The sequence below is a fragment of the Cobetia sp. 1AS1 genome (assembly GCF_029846435.1).
Taxonomy (GTDB): Bacteria; Pseudomonadota; Gammaproteobacteria; order Pseudomonadales; family Halomonadaceae; genus Cobetia; species Cobetia amphilecti.
The window spans coordinates 203,702-220,644 of sequence record NZ_JARWKU010000003.1 but is presented as its reverse complement, the minus strand read 5'-3'; the positions used below and the strand labels follow the sequence as shown (position 1 = coordinate 220,644).

The window sequence follows — 16,943 nt, the reverse complement described above, 5'->3', positions numbered from 1 at the left end:
TCCAGTTTTAGTCAAGTTTAAGTCAAGGGTTGAGGGTGTGAGCAGAGCTCGGAAATCTTGCCCCACGCCACGAATGGCGTGGGGCGAATTACATCAGTGGTCTTCGCTGGCCATGCTCAGGTAGACGATGGTCAGCATCATGAAGATGAATGCCTGCAGGGTGATGACCAGGATATGGAAGACCGCCCACGGGAAGTGCAGGGGCAGCTGCCAGATACCGACCAGCGAGATCAGGATGAAGATCAGCTCGCCTGCATACATGTTACCGAACAGACGCAGCGCCAGAGAGATCGGCTTGGCGATCAGCGTCACGAACTCAAGCAGGAAGTTGACCGGAATCAGCGCGATCTGTGCCAGCTTGTTCGGGGTGTTGAACGGGTGCAGCGTCAGTTCGGCCAGGAAGCCCTTGAGGCCCTTGACGCGAATGGAATAGAAAATGATCAGCGCGAACACGGACAGTGACATGCCCAGCGTGGCATTGATGTCAGTGGACGGCACCACCTTGAAGAACACGTGAGCCGGATCGGCGCCGAACATCTCACCGACCTTGGCAGCAACGCCAGGCAGCCAGTCGACGGGGATCAAGTCCATCAGGTTCATCAGGAAGATCCAGCAGAAGATCGTCAGTGACAGCGGTGCGATCAGGCGTGAACGACCGTGGAAGGTCTCACGCACGGACTGATCGACGAACTCGACCATCAATTCGACGAAGTTCTGCAGACCGCTGGGAACGCCAGTGGTGGCGGACTTGGCGACCTTGCGGAACAGGCACAGGAAGATCAGGCCCAGACCGATGGACCAGCCCATGGTATCCAGGTGGATGGCCCAGAATCCCATGTCGGCCGCTTCCTGAGCGCTGTGCGCCAGTGACCATCCGTGTTCCGGGTGGTTGCCGTACGTCAGATTCTGCAGGTGGTGCTGAATATATTCGGAGGGACTCGGGTTGGTGCCTGCCATGACTCTGCCTCAGGTTCGTGTGTACGGTGTTCGCTTCACCAGCCAGGGGCCCAGCCAGTGAACCGCCATTGCCGCCACGTAAGCGCAAAAAAATAAAGCGGGGTTTGAGGGCGGCACTGCAATGAAGAAGAACGCAAACAATACGGCCGTCAAACCGAACTTACCGGCCTCGGCCTGATAGAAGGCCTTGACCATTGCCTGGGCGTAGCGTGCACCGGTCACACGCAGTGAACGCCAGGCGAAAAACAGATTGGGCAGCAGGCAGACCAGCCCACCACACAGCGCGGAAAGCGCCGCACCACTGCCTTTCATCACTCCCGCCAGCAAGACGGCAATCACGATGACCAGCGCCTGGCCCCAGAGCAATCGAGCCACCTGAGGGCGTTGTAGAGCAGCGGGTGTCGTCTTGTGCATCTTGGACCTGTGTCTCGCAATGATGGCCTTCGCCATTTCTGGCGCTGCGCTGGACACAGCCCGGGAGCAAACTCGCCGGATTATAGGGGAGCGCTTCACCGCCATCAACCAAACGACAAGCTAAATTCCTTGATCTTTCGCAAGCTTACGACCAAAGCCTCACTATCTTGCGGGAAACCGATGACAGTTTGCTTACGTTGACAGTCGCTTGCGGTGCGAGCGACACAGGGTTGCATGAATCACAACCTGACGTCAGCAACATCCTTCAATATCTTGAATGTCAGATGCATTTCGCGCCCCTGCGACAATGAGTCACAGGGGCGCGAAAGAGGATCGTGATCCGTCAAGCGGAAAATTGCCGCCCGGGGAGGTGTGACGCGCGGTCAGCCCTCCCCTGCTCGCCCACTAGTGGATATGGCCAAGAATGCCGTCCAGCTCATCCAGACTGGTGTAGGAGATGGTGACCTTGCCCTTGCCGCTCTTGCCATGACGGATATTGACGGCAGCGCCCAGTTGCTCCGAGAGGCGCGTTTCCAGACGCTGGATGTCGGCGTCCGGTCGTGCCGGTGCCGGCTTGGGCTGCTCACCCTTCTGCACGCTTTTCACCAGCGCTTCGGTCTGGCGCACGGTCAGCTCGCGCTCGACGACTTCATGGGCCAGCTTGCGCTGACGTGCCGGGGTCAGGCCGATCAGGGCACGCGCGTGCCCCATGTCGAGCTCACCGCGTTCCAGCAGGGTCTGCACTTCCTGTTCCAGCGTCAGCAGCCGCAGCAGGTTGGTGACCTGGGCGCGTGAACGCCCGACGGCGTCGCCCACCTGCTGCTGGGTCAGCTCGAATTCCTCGAGCAGGCGCTTGAGCGCCAGGGCTTCCTCGACCGGATTGAGGTTCTCGCGCTGGATATTCTCGATCAATGCCAGCGCGAGCGCGATCTCATCGCTGATGCCTTCGCGGACGACGGCAGGAATGGTATCCAGCTCCGCCAGCTGCGAGGCACGCCAGCGGCGCTCGCCGGCGATGATCTCGTAGCGCCCCTCCCCCACCGGCCGCACCACGATGGGCTGCATCACGCCTTGAGCCCGGATGGAATCCGCCAGCTCCTCGAGCGCTTCCGGCTGAATGTCACGCCGTGGCTGATACTTGCCACGCTGCAGCTGCCCGAGCGGCAGGCGCTCGAGGCGCTCGCTGGGCAATTCCGCCGTGGCAGCGGCCGGATTCGCGGCCAGCGCGGCATCCGGTGACGCATCGATGGCGTCGCCATCGACAGCTTCTATATCGGCTTCGACATGGCGGCGGCGGTTTCCGGCGCCAATCAGGGCATCCAGGCCCCTTCCCAGGGCACGCTTACGCGTCATGGACCTTCCTCGGTGAAGTTACAGCGAGAGACGACGAATCAATTCCTTGGCGAGCACCCGATAGGCCTGGCTGCCACGCGACAGACGCGCATACTTGGTCACCGGCAGGCCGTGGCTCGGCGCTTCCGCCACCCGCACGTTGCGCGGAATGGTCGCCTTGATCAGGGTATCGCCAAAGTAATCGGAAAGTTGCTTGCTGACATCGCGGGTCAGACTGTTGCGAGCGTCGTACATGGTACGCACGATCCCGAACACGTCGAGGGCCGGATTCACGTTGCCTTGAATCTGCTCGACGGTATCGAGCAGTGCTGACAGACCTTCCAGCGCATAGAACTCGCACTGCAGCGGGATCAGCACGCCATGGGCGGCGGTCAGGGCATTGACGGTCAACATGTTGAGCGAGGGCGGGCAGTCGATCAGTACCACGTCATATTCCGCGGCGATCGGCGCCAGAGCTTCCGTGAGGCGGCGCTCACGCCCCTCGACACCGAGAAGATCGACCTCGGCGGCGGTAAGGTCGCCATTGCCGGGCAACAGGGCGTAGCCGGCATCGGGACAATCGAGAATCACGTCACTGGCACGCAGCTCACCCAGCAGCACATCCAGCACGCTGCCTTCGAGGTCGTGCTTGTCGATGCCGCTGCCCATGGTGGCATGGCCCTGCGGGTCGAGATCGATCAGCAGAACGCGGCGATCGAGTGCCGCCAGCGACGCCGCCAGATTGACGGCAGTGGTGGTCTTGCCGACGCCACCCTTCTGGTTGGTCAGCGCGATGATCTTGGTCACGAGCGACTTCCTTGGTTCCTTGAGAAGCGGGGCCATTGGCACCAGCCACATGCTCACGAGGACAGATCAATGATCTGCCCTCGTGAAAACATCAGGCTGCCTGCCTTTTGCGCCCGGCACAATCCCTGCGCACGCCTTAAGGCGCTTTATCAGTCGCGCTTGAGGCGCAGAAGGTGACGCTCCCCTTCCTCACCCGGCACTTCCAGCACCAATGTCTCGACCAGCGAGACACCCATCGGCAGGCGGGCAATCTCATCACTGGGGATGCGCCCTTTCATGGCCAGCCATTCGCCGCCCTCGGCGAGCACGGCCGCCGACAGATTGACGAAGGCATCGGTATCGGCGAAGGCACGCGAGATGATCTGTTCGAACGGCGCACCATCATAGGCTTCGATGCGTACCTGGGTCGGGCTCAGATTCTTGAGGCCCAGTTCATGGCCGGCCTGAATCTGGAAGCGCACCTTCTTGCCATTCGAATCCAGCGGCACGACGGCGATGTCGGGACGCATGATCGCGATCACGATGCTGGGCAGGCCCGGGCCGGCGCCGACATCCAGAAGGCGTGGCCCACTGATATATGGCAGCACACTGAGGCTGTCGAGCAGATGGCGAGTCACCATCGCCTCCGGCTCACGTACCGCGGTGAGGTTATAGGCGCGATTCCACTTGTGCAACAGCACCAGCAACGTCATCAGCTGGGCGTGCTGTTCCTCGCTCAGCGCCACTCCCATGGCGCTGGCACCACGACTGAGCAGCTGAGCGCAACGTTCACGCTGTGTCTCGTTGAGCGTCTGGCTCATTGCGCGGCCCCCGTGTCAGCCGTTGCGGCATCTGCGGGTGTCTCCGCCTTGATCAACTGACGCTTCTTCAAGTGAATCAGCAGGATAGAGACCGCTGCCGGCGTGACACCGGAAATGCGACCGGCCTGGGCCAGCGTCGCCGGGCGCGCTTCGTTGAGCTTCTGCTTGATCTCGTTGGAGAGACCGTCGACGGAATCATAATCGAGGCTGGTCGGCAGTTCGGTGTGCTCGTGACGACGCAGACGGTCGATCTCTTCCTGCTGACGCTGGATATAGCCTGCGTACTTGGCAGTGATCTGCACCTGTTCGGCGATGCGCCAGTCGTCGACCCCTTCCCCTTTCAGGTCTGCCACATCCGGATACTCGAGCTCCGGACGCTTGAGCAGCTCCATCAGGCTGGCTTCGCGCTTGAGCGGCGAGCTGAGCTTGTCGCTCAACGGGGCCAGCTCCGGGCTCTTCGGCGTCAGCCAGGTGCTCTCGAGACGCGCGGTCTCGCGGGCGATGGCTTCACGCTTGCGATCGAAGGCTTCCCAGCGGGCGTCATCGATCAGGCCCAGCTCGCGACCCTTGGCGGTCAGACGCAGGTCGGCATTGTCCTCACGCAGCAGCAGGCGATATTCGGCACGCGAGGTGAACATGCGGTACGGCTCGCGCGTGCCGAGGGTGATCAGGTCATCGACCATTACACCGGTATAGGCCTCGTCACGCAGCGGATGCCAGGACTCGTCGTCAGTGGCGCGCAAGGCGGCATTGACGCCCGCCAGCAGTCCCTGGGCACCGGCTTCTTCATAGCCGGTGGTGCCGTTGATCTGACCGGCGAAGTACAGGTTCTTGATGAAACGCGTCTCCAGGGAGTGATGCAGGTCCTGGGGATTGAAGAAATCGTACTCGATGGCGTAGCCGGGACGCGTGATGTGCGCGTTCTCCATGCCACGGATCGAGCGCACCACCTCGAGCTGCGTATCGAAGGGCAGCGAGGTGGAGATGCCGTTGGGATACAGCTCATGGGTATTCAGGCCTTCCGGCTCGATGAAGACCTGGTGGCTGTTCTTGTCGGCGAAGCGATGCACCTTGTCCTCGATGGACGGGCAGTAACGCGGCCCGATGCCATCGATGACGCCGGAGTACATCGGCGAGCGATCGAGATTGGCGAAGATGATCTCGTGAGTGCGCTCGTTGGTGTGCGTGATGTAGCAGTTGACCTGCTCCGGCTGCATCTCACGGCTGCCCATGTAGGACATCACCGGACGCGGAGTGTCGCCCGGCTGGGCTTCCATCTTGCTGAAGTCGACGCTCTTGGCATCGATGCGCGGCGGGGTGCCGGTCTTGAGGCGATCGACCCGGAACGGCAGTTCACGCAGACGCGATGCCAGGCCATTGGCGGGTGGATCACCGGCACGGCCACCGGCATGGTTGTCCAGACCGATGTGGATCACGCCACCGAGGAAGGTCCCGGTCGCCAGCACCACCGTGGTGGCGTGGAAGCGGATCCCGGTCTGGGTGACGACACCCCGCACGGTCTCGCCTTCGACGATCAGGTCTTCCGCACCCTGCTGGAACAGCGTCAGGTTCGGCTGGTTTTCCAGCACGTTGCGGATCGCGGCCTTGTACAGCGCCCGGTCAGCCTGTGCACGAGTGGCACGCACTGCCGGCCCCTTGCGGGCATTCAGGGTACGGAACTGGATACCCGCCATGTCGGTGGCCAGGCCCATGGCACCGCCCAGCGCATCGATCTCCTTGACCAGATGGCTCTTGCCGATCCCGCCGATGGCGGGATTGCAGGACATCTGGCCCAGCGTCTCGATGTTATGGGTCAGCAGCAGGGTCTGACGGCCCATGCGGGCAGCAGCCAGTGCGGCTTCCGTACCGGCATGACCGCCGCCGATGACGATCACGTCAAAGCGGTTCGGGTAATCCACGTTGGCACCTCGGGGTATCACGAAACTTGGGTGAAGCGCTGTTCGCTGGTTGGCGAAGCAGGCAAATCGGCCAGACAGGGCGATGAATCGATGCCTGGATGAATCAAGAACTGCCAGACGGCATGGCGAATGATGTCCGTCGCCGAAGGCATGTGCTCGACCGGTGAGGGAGCTTGCAAGCCAGCAGGATGACGTCCGGGCCGCACAGTATAAACCGCCTGTGGGTAAGCGTCAGGAGTTTTCCACAGCGCCTTGCCCTGGCAGGCCATGAGCGAATGCCCGGGTTGTTTCTTCTGGGGCATCAATCCACGCCGTGACGATTCACGAGCCTTGCGGATACGACGCGTCGATTTTCCGGGGAGGGATGCGCTACCCAGACAGCCGTTCGTTATCCCGAACACTTCGGATTCGGCGAGTTCACGTCAGGTCGATCGTGAGGTCTCGGTCCGTCCTTCGGGTTTCCGGATAACAAGATTATATAAAGAAAAGAAAAAGGGGTTCTGTTGATGTTGTAACTACTGTTGTGGACAAAATCAGTGGGAAATCGACTTTATTCGTTACAAATCAAAAGCTTACGATGTTGATATAGTTGGGGAGAAAATGCGGAGTACCTGAGGACGCCACCGGTCGCTTCCTGTGGATGAAATGCACCCTTGTCCACAGCCCCGATTATCCCCTGATTCATACCGAGCTGGTACCCGACTTTTCTGCCCTGCTGTGCACAAGAGGCGTTGTTACCCACAACCCCTAGTGCTGCATGGCCTGACGGCAAGAAGGCCGCGGATGATGCCGGAAAATGTCCACAGAGGCAAATGTCGATTTCCTGCGCTGCCCAAGGCTGTAGACAGCCATGGGATAAGTGGTGCGTGAATGGCTACAGCCCTCGCCAATGGTGCCAATGACGCGACGCGCCCCAGCCTGTGGATACTTTTTCGCTTGTTTTGCCCATGTCGCCCGCTGAGATTGCCTGAACGCTGTCCCGGCGGCTGACGGTGCACGTTATCCTCGTGTGGTTTTCCGGCTAGGCCCCTGATTTATCCCTGTTTTTCACACGCTTAAGCGACGCCTCAGCGAGGACTGTCAGGCGGGGAAAGCGTCATTCTTTCGAGCGCCAAGGCGTGTTTGCGTGACCTGGCAAGGGGGTGGCGGGGGCAAAAAAATTTGTTTTTTTCTTCTCGAAATGCCGACAGATGGCGTGGAGGGAGAAGATTTTTCATCGTTTGGCGATCCGCAGAGCTCGCGAGGGCCTCTGAGGACAAAAAAATGCCCCGACCTGACGGTCGGGGCATGCCCGCTGCACGCATGGCAGCGGGTAGGGTCATCACGTGCTCAACGCTTGTCTGACCAGTGGCTCAGCGAGCTTTGTGGAAGGCGCTCAGTGGGACAGTACGCGGGCCAGGAAGCTCTGGGTGCGTGGATGTTGCGGCGTATCGAAGACCTGCTCTGGCGTGCCTTCCTCGACGATGCTGCCCTGATGGATGAACACCACCCGGTCTGCCACTTCACGGGCAAAACTCATTTCATGGGTGACGATCATCATCGTCATGCCTTCGCGGGCCAGCTTGCGCATGACATCGAGTACCTCGCCGATCATTTCCGGGTCCAGTGCCGAGGTGGGCTCATCGAACAGCATCAGGCGCGGTTCCATCGCCAATGAGCGGGCAATGGCCACGCGTTGCTGCTGGCCGCCGGAGAGTTGCCCCGGGTACTTGTCGGCCTGCTCGAGGATATTGACCCGCTCGAGCAGCGTATCGGCTTGCTGCTCGGCCGCCGGTCGTGAGGTACCGCGCACCTTGATGGGGGCCAGGCTGACGTTGTCACGCACGCTCATGTGCGGGAAGAGGTTGAACTGCTGGAAGACCATACCGACTTCGGTGCGTATCGCCTTGAGCGCCCGGTGGCTCTTGCCGTGGGGGATCAGCGAATGCCCATCCACCTCGATGTTGCCGTCCTGAAACTCCTCCAGGCCGTTCACGCAGCGAATCAGTGTCGACTTGCCGGAGCCACTGGCCCCGATGATCACCACCACCTCCCCCTGGGCGACCTCGAGCTCGATGTCCTTGAGGACATGCAGGCTGCCGAAATGCTTGTTGAGCTTGTGCATCTTCACGATGGCAGTCATGGGGCGCTCCGAACCGGCGCTGCATGCCGGAAGGTCGTCAGGGAAATGAGATCAGGCTGAAGGAGAGAGGGCGCGGCTATATCCGTCGCGTGTGGGGGGCAGAGAGACATCATTGGCCCACCAACCCGCGGCGCTCGAGCATCCGCAAGCCAAATGACAGGCTGAGGGTGATCACCAGGTACAACAGCGCCACCATGAAGTAGGTCTCCAGCGCATTGAAGGTCGTGGCGATGTAGATCTGCCCCTGACGCACCAGCTCACCGACGCCGATCACCGAGAACAGCGAGGTGTCCTTGATCGAGACGATGCCCTGGTTGCCCAGCGCAGGGATCATGCGGCGCAGCGCCTGAGGCCAGATGACATAGCGGAAGGTCTGCGGGGTGGAGAGGCCGAGTGACAGGCCGGCTTCCCGCTGGCCACGGGCGATGGACTGTACGCCACCGCGCACGATTTCGGAGATATAGGCCGCCGAGTTCAAGGCGATCGCGGCGATACCGGCGGTCAGGGCATCGATGGGGCCACCGATGATCTGCGGCAGACCATAGAAGATGAAGAGCACCTGGACGAGCACCGGGGTGCCACGGAAGATCTCGATATAGGCGGTGGCGACCCAGCGCAGGAGGCGGCTAGGAGACAGGCTCAGCAGTCCGAACAGGATGCCGAGCACGAAGCCGATGGCGAGGCCACCGAAGGAAATGGCGAGGGTCCAGGGAATGCCCTCGAGCAGGTAGGGCACCGAATTGAGTGCGGCCTGCCAATCAAACTGGAACTGAACGTCCACGGGGGGCTCCTTGGCACGAACCTCTCATGCGCCGCTGGGCGCGCCGGAGGTTCGAGACGACCGACATTCCGGCAGGCTGTCGCTGCCGAAATGTCGTGATGATGATCTGCACTACGCGACGTGGGGCGTCTGAGACGAGTCGAAAGCGGCTTACTGGCTGTCGCCGGGCATGGCGCCGAACCACTTCTGGTAGATCTCGGCATAGCTGCCATCGGACTTCATCTCGGCCAGCGCCTTGTTGGCGGCCTCGGTCCACTCGCTGCCTTCGGTGAAGGCGATGCCGTATTGCTGGCCTTCATAGAGCGGCCCCACCGTCTTGACGCGTCCATTGCCCTTGGTCTTGGCGAAGTAGCCGACGTTGGGGGCATCGTAGAAGACGGCATCGACGCTGCCGGACATCAGGGCCATGTACATGTCGGCACTGCCCGGGTAAGGCGTGATGGTGGAGTCACCAAGGTTGGCGGTGAGGTAGTCGTAACTGGTGGAGCCGATCTTGGTGCCGATCTTCTTGCCTTCCAGGCCCTCGATATCCTCGATGTCGCCGTTGTTGGCCGAGGTCAGAATCTGCAGGCCGGAGTCATAGTAGGGGTCGGTGAAGTCGACGATCTTCTCGCGCGCCTCGGTGATGGTGATGCCGGCGATGGCGACATCGACGCTACCGGTCTGCACGGCGGGGATGATGCCATTGAAGTCCATGGTCTTGAGGTCGATATCGAAGCCGGCGCGCTCGCCGATGGCATTGAGGATGTCGATATCGAAGCCGACCATCTCGCCGCTTTCCTGGTCGAGCATCTCGAAGGGCACGAAGCTCGGGTCGGTCGCCGCCTTGAGGGTGACGGCATGGGCAGCGCTGGCCATGAAGGTGGCGGCCGCGAGGCCAGAGAGGGAGGCCAGCAGGTGAGATCTGCGCATTTTACATTCCTCTTTATATTTAGATTTTAGGATGTATAGCGTTTTTAGATTGACGAGCACACCGGACCCCGTCAAGTCTCCCGGCGCTGCCATGCGGCGAAGGGAAGCTTGCAAGCCACTGAGATGACGAAAAAAAATCGCCCCCTACCGGTTTCCGGTAGGGGGCGATCAGGCGCCAGCAAGGCGCCAATGTCGTGCGCAGGCGTGTCAGGCCCGCGTTCAGGCACTCACTGGTCAGACCCTCAATGATCAGACCATGAAGGATGACCCGCAGCCACAGGTGCTGGTGGCATTGGGGTTCTGGATCATGAAGCGGGCGCCTGCCAGACCTTCCTCATAGTCGATCGTCGAGCCGACCAGATACTGGTAGGACAGCGGGTCGATCACGATGGCGGCTTCGCCCAGCTCGACCACGGTGTCGTCATCGGCCAGATCGGTGGCGATATCGAAACCGTACTGGAAGCCGGAACAGCCGCCGCCAGTGACGTAGACCCTGAGACGCAGCTCCGGGTTGGCTTCTTCCGCGCGCAGCGCTGCAATCCGGGCACTGGCGCGCTCGGACAGGTACAACGGCGTCGGGATGAAGCTTTGTGCTTCGCTCATGCGGGCCTCCTGGAAGGAGTCGGAGGCCGGACGCTGGAGACAGCGCCCGGCACGGTATAGAGAACGGAATGAAGCCTATTATCCCTATATCCGAGCAAAAGGGTCAACTTTGTCTGACGTGCTGCCTTGCGGGCGTACGCTGGCGGTTCAGGGCATCATCGCCGGCGCGCCGATGCCCATCATCTCATCGAGACCGAACATCAGGTTGAGGTTCTGGATGGCCTGGCCTGACGCGCCCTTGACCAGGTTGTCGATCACCGACAGCACCACCAGGGTGTCGCCGTTGCCCGGACGATGCAGGGCGATGCGGCACAGGTTGGTGCCTCGCACGCTGCGTGTCTCCGGATGGCTGCCCAGTGGCATGACATCGACGGCGGGATGATCGGCGTAGCGCTGCTCGAACAGCGCCTGCAGATCTTCCAGCGTGCCGCTGAAGCCGCTCAGACGCGGATAGAGGGTGGAGTGGATGCCGCGGATCATCGGCGTCAGGTGCGGGACGAAGGTCAGACCGACCGCGCTGCCGGCTGCCAGGTCCAGCCCCTGGGTGATTTCCGGCAGGTGACGATGGCCGGAGGCGCCGTAGGCCTTCATGGACTCGCCGGCTTCACACAGCAGCGAGCCGACCTTGGCACCGCGACCCGCGCCGGAGACGGCGGACTTGCAGTCGGCGATGATGTTGTCGGTCTCGATCAGGCCGGCTTCCAGCAGCGGGATCAGCCCCAGCTGCACGGAGGTCGGGTAGCAGCCCGGCACCGCGATCAGGCGCGCTTCGCGGATGGCATCGCGATTGACTTCCGGCAGGCCGTAGACGGCTTCGCCGAGCAGCTCCGGCGCGCCATGCGGCTGGCCATACCACTCGGCCCAGACGTCGGCGTCCTTGATGCGGAAGTCCGCGGACAGGTCGATGACACGCGTGCCGCGTGCCAGCAGATCGCCGGCCAGGGCGTGAGCGACACCGTGAGGCGTGGCGAAGAACACGGCGTCACAGGCGGCCAGCACCTCGGCATCCGGCTCGCTGAACGCGAGGGTGTCGTAGTGGCCGCGCAGATTGGGGTACATCTCGTCGACACGCACGCCCTTCTCGCTTCGCGAGGTGATCACGGTCACTTCCACCTGCGGGTGGCTGGCCAGGAGCCTGAGGAGTTCCACTCCGGTGTAACCGGTGCCGCCGACGATACCTACCTTGATCATGCTGCCTCCCCGCCTTCGGGCGGTGTCCTGTTGATGCGAGATGTAATCTTGTGTCCGATCTGCTGCTGCGACCTTTGGTGGCCTGTGCGCGAGACAGGCGTTGCGCCATGCTGTGCCGAGGTTGTCGGATTGCGCACGGTCGCGACGGTTCGCAATCGATATGATACACAGGTGTCAGGCGGGCAGTAATGCGCTGCCGACATGGATGTCCTCTGTCATTGCCAGTGCCTTCAAGGAGTCGTGAGTGTCACGCCTGACGCGTCCGCATCTGCCTCGTCCCAGTCTCGACAATTTTCGGCGCAAGCTGGCGGCGGTCGATGCACTCCCGCAACTGTGTCTGCTGGGGCTGGTGGCAGGGCTGCTGACCGGCTCATTGATGGTCGGCTTCCGTCTGCTGTTGAGCGCCGGTGCCCTGGGCTTCATGCCCGATGACAACCCGGAGAACTTCGAAGGGCTTGCCCCCTGGGTGCGCGCCTCGCTGCCGCTGCTGGCGGTGCTGGTGATCGGCATCGTGCTGGGGCGACAGCATCCGGCGCAGCGCAAGCTGGGCATCGGTCATGTCATCGAGCGCCTGACATACCATCAGGGCAAGATGCCGCTGCGTGCCTGGCTCAATCAGGTCGTGGTCGGGGTCGTGAGCGTGCTCGGTGGTCTGTCGGCAGGGCGTGAGGGCCCGGCGATCCACCTGGGTGCCGGTGCCTCGAGCTGGATCGGCGAGCGTCTCAAGCTGCCCAACAACAGTCTGCGCGTGCTGGTCGCCTGTGGCACGGCGGCGGGCATCTCCGCCTCCTTCAATACGCCGATCGCAGGGGTCATCTTCGCCATGGAAGTGGTGATGATGGAGTACACCCTGATGGGGTTCATGCCGGTGATTCTGGCCTCGACCACCGGCGCGGTGGTCACGCAGATGGTCTACGGCTCGGCGCCGGCCTTCGCGGTGCCGTCTCTGCTACTGCATTCCCTGCTCGACCTGCCCTGGGTCATCGTCACTGCACTGGTCATCGGCCTGCTGGCGGGGGGCTTCGTGCATCTGGCACGTCAGCAGGCGCGCGTGGCACACCTGTCATGGGGGATGCGCATGGCGCTGGTCGGGGTCTCGACGGCCGCCGTGGCGTGGTGGTATCCCCAGGTGCAAGGCATTGGCTATGACAGCCTGGCCCAGTTGCTCGACGGCCAGCTGGCGCTGGATATCCTGTTGGCGCTGGTGATCGGCAAGCTGGTGCTGTCGGCACTGTGCGTGGCCTGTGGCGTGCCGATCGGCATCATCGGCCCGGTGGTGGTGGCGGGTGCCGCTGCCGGGGCATTGATGGGCATGCTGGGCGGCTGGCTGTTGCCGGATCAGGCCTCGGACATCGCGCTTTACGCCCTGCTCGGCATGGCGGCGATGATGGGCGCGGTGCTTCAGGCGCCACTGGCTGCCCTGATGGCACTGCTCGAATTGACGCATTCGCCGAATATCATCCTGCCCGGCATGCTGGCGGTGGTGGTGGCAGGCCTGACCTGTCGCCAGCTGTGTCACTGCCAGGGCTTCTTCATTTCGACGCTGACGGCGCAGGGCCTGCATCCGCTCCAGCAGCCATTGATGCAGGCGCTGTCGCGGGTGGCGGTGCCGGCGGTGATGGAGCGCTCGCTGGTCAGCGTGCCGCGCCGCATCACGCGTGAACGCGCTCGCGCCCTGCTCGACAGTAAGCCGGTCTGGCTGGTGGTCACGCGCTCGACGCCGGAAAAGCCGATGGTCGCGCTGCCGGCGGCGGATCTAGTGCGTGTGCTGATGGATGAGCACTGGCGAGAGCAGGAGGAGCTCGACCTGCTCGAGATCCCCGCTCAGCGTCTGGATCTCGCGCCCATCCACCTGCAGGCTACCTTGTCCGAGGCCTATGAGCGGCTGCTGCCCAGCGATGTCGATGCCCTCTATGTCGAGCACACCACCGCACCGATGATTCGCAAGATTTCAGGTATCATCACGCGGGATGCAATAGAGAGCTACTATCGCTATACGCCCTGAAGCGTGCCGTGGCACCTGCTTCTCAGGCGTGAATTCGCTCTGTGCGCGCCTGGCCGCGACCGCATACCGCATGGGCCTTGGCGGTGCAACATGCCATCGTGGCGATCCGATTGCTTCATCCGCGCGTCCACTTTCTGACCTTCCCGACCCTGACTGACGGAGCTCCCTCATGTATCTGTGGATCAAGGCTTTCCATCTGATTGCCGTAGTGTGCTGGTTTGCTGCCCTCTTCTATCTGCCCCGGCTGTATGTCTATCACGCCCAGGCGCGTGATGCCGGCGACCACAAGGCCATCGAGTACTTCAAGACCATGGAGCGCAAGCTCTATCGCGGCATCATGATGCCGTCGATGATCGCGACCCTGGTGCTGGGGATCTGGCTGCTGGCGCTGGTGCCGAGCTTCATGAGCATGGGCTGGATGCACCTCAAGCTGACCATGGTCGTGCTGCTGGTTGGCTATCACCATGCCTGTGGCCTGTATCTGAAGCAGTTCGCCGCCGATACCTGCAAGAGAACCTCGCGCTACTTCCGCTTCTTCAATGAAGTGCCGGTGCTGATGCTGGTGGTGATCGTCATCTGCGTCATCGTCAAACCGTTCTGAGGGATGGTTCAGCCATGACCGAGTGCTCAGCGCAACTGCCCTACGTGCTGGTATTGGCGGGGCATGACCCCAGTGGCGGCGCGGGTCTGATCGCCGACAGCGAGGCGATCCGCGCCGGTGGCGGCTGGGCGCTGACGGTGCCGACGGCACTGACGGTGCAGAACTCCTGCAATGTGCAGGCGGTGATCCCGCAATCGGGCGAGTCGATGCTCGCCATGGCCCGCACCCTGTGTGAGGACTTCCGCCCGGGCGCGCTCAAGATCGGTCTGCTCGCCAGCGAAGCGGCGCTCACGGCGTGCGTGACGCTGATCGAGGAACTCCAGCAGCGCTGGCCGGGGTTACCCGTGGTGTGGGACCCGGTGCTCAAGGCGGGCGGCGGGCTTGAGCTTTCCACCGAGTCGCTGATCCATCAGGCGCGTGAGAGCTTGCTGCCGCATGTGGATGTGCTCACGCCCAACCGCGCGGAGCTTGCGCGGCTGGCGGCTTGTCCCACGGGGTCGGGCGACGGCCAACTCGCCGAGCATCTGCTGGCGGCAGGCGCCGGGGCCGTGCTGGTCACCGGTACCGATCCTGTCGAGCGCGATGCTGACCCGCTGGGACACGGTGCTGATTCGCTGGCTGATTCGCTGGCTGATTCGCTGGCTGAGCCGTCGGTGATCCATCGCCTGTATCGCCGAGACCACGCCACGCTCGCACTGGACTGCCCGCGACTGACTGGCAGCTTCCATGGCAGCGGCTGCACGCTGGCCTCGCACCTGGCGGTGCGTCTGGCACGCGGCATGACATTGCCATCGGCATGGCAGGCTGCCCAGCAGGCCACCTGGCAGAGTCTCGTCGATGGCCAGCAGCATGGGCGAAAAGGCGCGCTGCCTGAGGCCCAGTTTCTGCCCTGGCGATAGCGCTATTGCCCCTTTCGATGCCGGCACCCCTTGCGCTCGCGCGGCTGCAACTCACCCGTGAGTCGCGTTAAGCTGTCGCCATCGATGGCATTCGGGTTATCCACACCCCCTTGCCGCCCCGAGGCTATCGGGCCGTTTCATCGCTTGTGGACAAGCTGCATTCACGTTATCCACAGCGTCTTTGTGTCTGATCCCCCTTTTCTCCATTTTCGCGGCCGATGGGCCGCTCGCCGCTTATCAAGAGGTATGTCATGACCACGTCCGCTGCCCAGTTCGAACGCGCCAGCCGTCATATTCCCGGTGGCGTCAACTCGCCGGTCCGCGCCTTCAAGGGACTGCATCGTCCGCCGGTGTTCATCGACCATGCCAAGGGCGCGTATCTGTTCGATGTGGAGAACACGCGCTATATCGATTACGTCGGTTCCTGGGGACCGATGATCACCGGCCACGCCGATGAAGATGTGCTCAGTGCCGTGCGCGAGCGTCTCGAAAGTGGCCTGTCCTTCGGCGCGCCCACCGAGATCGAATCCGAGATGGCCGAGCTGATCTGCGAGATGCTGCCGAGCCTCGACATGGTGCGCATGACCAACTCCGGCACCGAAGCCACCATGTCGGCGATCCGCCTGGCGCGGGGCTTCACCGGTCGCGACAAGATCGTCAAGTTCGAGGGCAACTATCACGGTCACTCCGACTCGCTGCTGGTCAAGGCCGGCTCCGGCGCGCTGACCCATGGCGAGCCCAGCTCCCCGGGCGTGCCGGCCTCGCTGGCCGAGCACACCATCACGCTGGACTACAACGACGCCGAGGGTGTGCGCCGTTGCTTCGCCGAGCTGGGTGACGAGATCGCCTGCATCATCGTCGAACCAGTCGCCGGCAACATGAACTGCATTCCGCCGGTTCCGGGCTTCCTCGAAAGCCTGCGTGAAGTGTGCGATGCCCACGGCAGCGTGCTGATCCTCGATGAGGTGATGACGGGCTTCCGTGTCGCCCTGGGTGGCGCTCAGGCACATTACGGCATCACGCCGGACCTGACCTGCCTGGGCAAGATCGTCGGCGGCGGCATGCCGGTGGGTGCCTTCGGCGGCAAGCGCGAGATCATGCACCATCTCTCGCCGCTGGGGCCGGTCTACCAGGCCGGGACGCTGGCAGGCAATCCGCTGGCGATGGCCGCTGGCGTCGCGCTGCTGCGCAAGCTCAAGGCGCCCGGCTTCCACGCCGAGCTTTCACGCAAGGTCGAGATGCTGTGTGAAGGCCTGGAAAGCCGTGCCAAGGCGGCAGGCATCCGTCTGATCACCCAGCATGCCGGTGGCATGTTCGGTGTCTTCTTCACCGATGACGCTGAGGTCAGCAATTTCGCCTCCGCCACGCGCTGCCGTCAGCAGGATTTCGTGACCTTCTTCAACGCGATGCTCGCCGAAGGCGTCTATCTGGCGCCCTCCGCCTATGAAGCCGGCTTCATGTCCGCGGCGCACACTGATGCTGATATTCAGGCCACGCTGGATGCGGCTGAGCGGGTCTTTGCGCAGATGTCCGCATCGAACTGAGTGCGACGCGAGACAGTACCTGAGTCCGCGGGTTGGCCAACGCAGACAGGAACCCG

16 protein-coding genes are annotated in these 16,943 nt (G+C 62.6%); 4 read left to right on the top strand and 12 right to left on the bottom strand.

Annotation, left to right across the window (positions count from 1 at the left end; genetic code table 11):
- Nucleotides 1-93: 93 nt before the first annotated feature.
- The 12 genes from atpB to argC form a co-directional block, all read right to left on the bottom strand.
- A complete protein-coding gene (gene atpB, locus QD280_RS08165; protein ID WP_043331706.1) occupies nt 94-957 on the bottom strand; it encodes a F0F1 ATP synthase subunit A in 864 nt (287 codons plus the stop codon).
- Nucleotides 958-966: 9 nt separating this feature from the next.
- Nucleotides 967-1,371 (bottom strand): ATP synthase subunit I, encoded by a 405-nt coding sequence (locus tag QD280_RS08160; RefSeq protein WP_043331819.1) that lies wholly within the window; start codon nt 1,369-1,371, stop codon nt 967-969.
- 405 nt (nt 1,372-1,776) lie between these two features.
- A complete protein-coding gene (locus QD280_RS08155) occupies nt 1,777-2,724 on the bottom strand; it encodes a ParB/RepB/Spo0J family partition protein (RefSeq protein WP_043331703.1) in 948 nt (315 codons plus the stop codon).
- Between the two features lie 18 nt (nt 2,725-2,742).
- On the bottom strand, nt 2,743-3,510 hold the full coding sequence (locus QD280_RS08150; RefSeq protein ID WP_043331702.1) for a ParA family protein: 768 nt from the start codon (nt 3,508-3,510) through the stop codon (nt 2,743-2,745).
- A gap of 149 nt (nt 3,511-3,659) precedes the next feature.
- Complete coding sequence (gene rsmG / locus QD280_RS08145) at nt 3,660-4,310, bottom strand: 16S rRNA (guanine(527)-N(7))-methyltransferase RsmG (RefSeq protein ID WP_043331700.1); 651 nt, start codon at nt 4,308-4,310, stop codon at nt 3,660-3,662.
- Nucleotides 4,307-6,229: a tRNA uridine-5-carboxymethylaminomethyl(34) synthesis enzyme MnmG gene (mnmG, locus tag QD280_RS08140; protein WP_279838887.1), complete on the bottom strand. Its 1,923-nt coding sequence runs from the start codon at nt 6,227-6,229 to the stop codon at nt 4,307-4,309. Before mnmG ends, rsmG begins: the two co-directional genes overlap by 4 nt.
- 17 nt (nt 6,230-6,246) lie before the next feature.
- Complete coding sequence (locus QD280_RS08135) at nt 6,247-6,531, bottom strand: hypothetical protein (protein ID WP_192839015.1); 285 nt, start codon at nt 6,529-6,531, stop codon at nt 6,247-6,249.
- Nucleotides 6,532-7,604: 1,073 nt separating this feature from the next.
- Nucleotides 7,605-8,351: an amino acid ABC transporter ATP-binding protein gene (locus QD280_RS08130; RefSeq protein WP_054556363.1), complete on the bottom strand. Its 747-nt coding sequence runs from the start codon at nt 8,349-8,351 to the stop codon at nt 7,605-7,607.
- 109 nt (nt 8,352-8,460) lie between these two features.
- Nucleotides 8,461-9,132: an amino acid ABC transporter permease gene (locus tag QD280_RS08125; RefSeq protein WP_107335776.1), complete on the bottom strand. Its 672-nt coding sequence runs from the start codon at nt 9,130-9,132 to the stop codon at nt 8,461-8,463.
- A 150-nt stretch (nt 9,133-9,282) separates the two neighbouring features.
- Complete coding sequence (locus tag QD280_RS08120) at nt 9,283-9,990, bottom strand: transporter substrate-binding domain-containing protein (RefSeq protein WP_225996613.1); 708 nt, start codon at nt 9,988-9,990, stop codon at nt 9,283-9,285.
- A 303-nt stretch (nt 9,991-10,293) separates the two neighbouring features.
- On the bottom strand, nt 10,294-10,647 hold the full coding sequence (gene erpA, locus QD280_RS08115; protein ID WP_043331693.1) for an iron-sulfur cluster insertion protein ErpA: 354 nt from the start codon (nt 10,645-10,647) through the stop codon (nt 10,294-10,296).
- Nucleotides 10,648-10,794: 147 nt separating this feature from the next.
- The gene (gene argC / locus QD280_RS08110) at nt 10,795-11,838 is read right to left on the bottom strand and encodes an N-acetyl-gamma-glutamyl-phosphate reductase (protein WP_054556364.1); all 1,044 of its coding nucleotides are present in this window, start codon (nt 11,836-11,838) and stop codon (nt 10,795-10,797) included.
- A gap of 253 nt (nt 11,839-12,091) precedes the next feature.
- Here argC and QD280_RS08105 point away from each other — a divergent pair, with 253 nt between their 5' ends.
- The 4 genes from QD280_RS08105 to hemL all read left to right on the top strand — a co-directional run bounded on the left by QD280_RS08105 (nt 12,092) and on the right by hemL (nt 16,887).
- Nucleotides 12,092-13,843, top strand: coding sequence for a chloride channel protein (locus tag QD280_RS08105; protein WP_131432849.1), 1,752 nt, complete (start codon nt 12,092-12,094; stop codon nt 13,841-13,843).
- A 169-nt stretch (nt 13,844-14,012) separates the two neighbouring features.
- A complete protein-coding gene (gene hemJ / locus QD280_RS08100) occupies nt 14,013-14,444 on the top strand; it encodes a protoporphyrinogen oxidase HemJ (protein WP_043331686.1) in 432 nt (143 codons plus the stop codon).
- 14 nt (nt 14,445-14,458) lie between these two features.
- On the top strand, nt 14,459-15,343 hold the full coding sequence (locus tag QD280_RS08095; RefSeq protein ID WP_279838884.1) for a hydroxymethylpyrimidine/phosphomethylpyrimidine kinase: 885 nt from the start codon (nt 14,459-14,461) through the stop codon (nt 15,341-15,343).
- A gap of 251 nt (nt 15,344-15,594) precedes the next feature.
- A complete protein-coding gene (gene hemL, locus QD280_RS08090; protein ID WP_043331681.1) occupies nt 15,595-16,887 on the top strand; it encodes a glutamate-1-semialdehyde 2,1-aminomutase in 1,293 nt (430 codons plus the stop codon).
- The last annotated feature ends 56 nt before the right edge of the window (nt 16,888-16,943 follow it).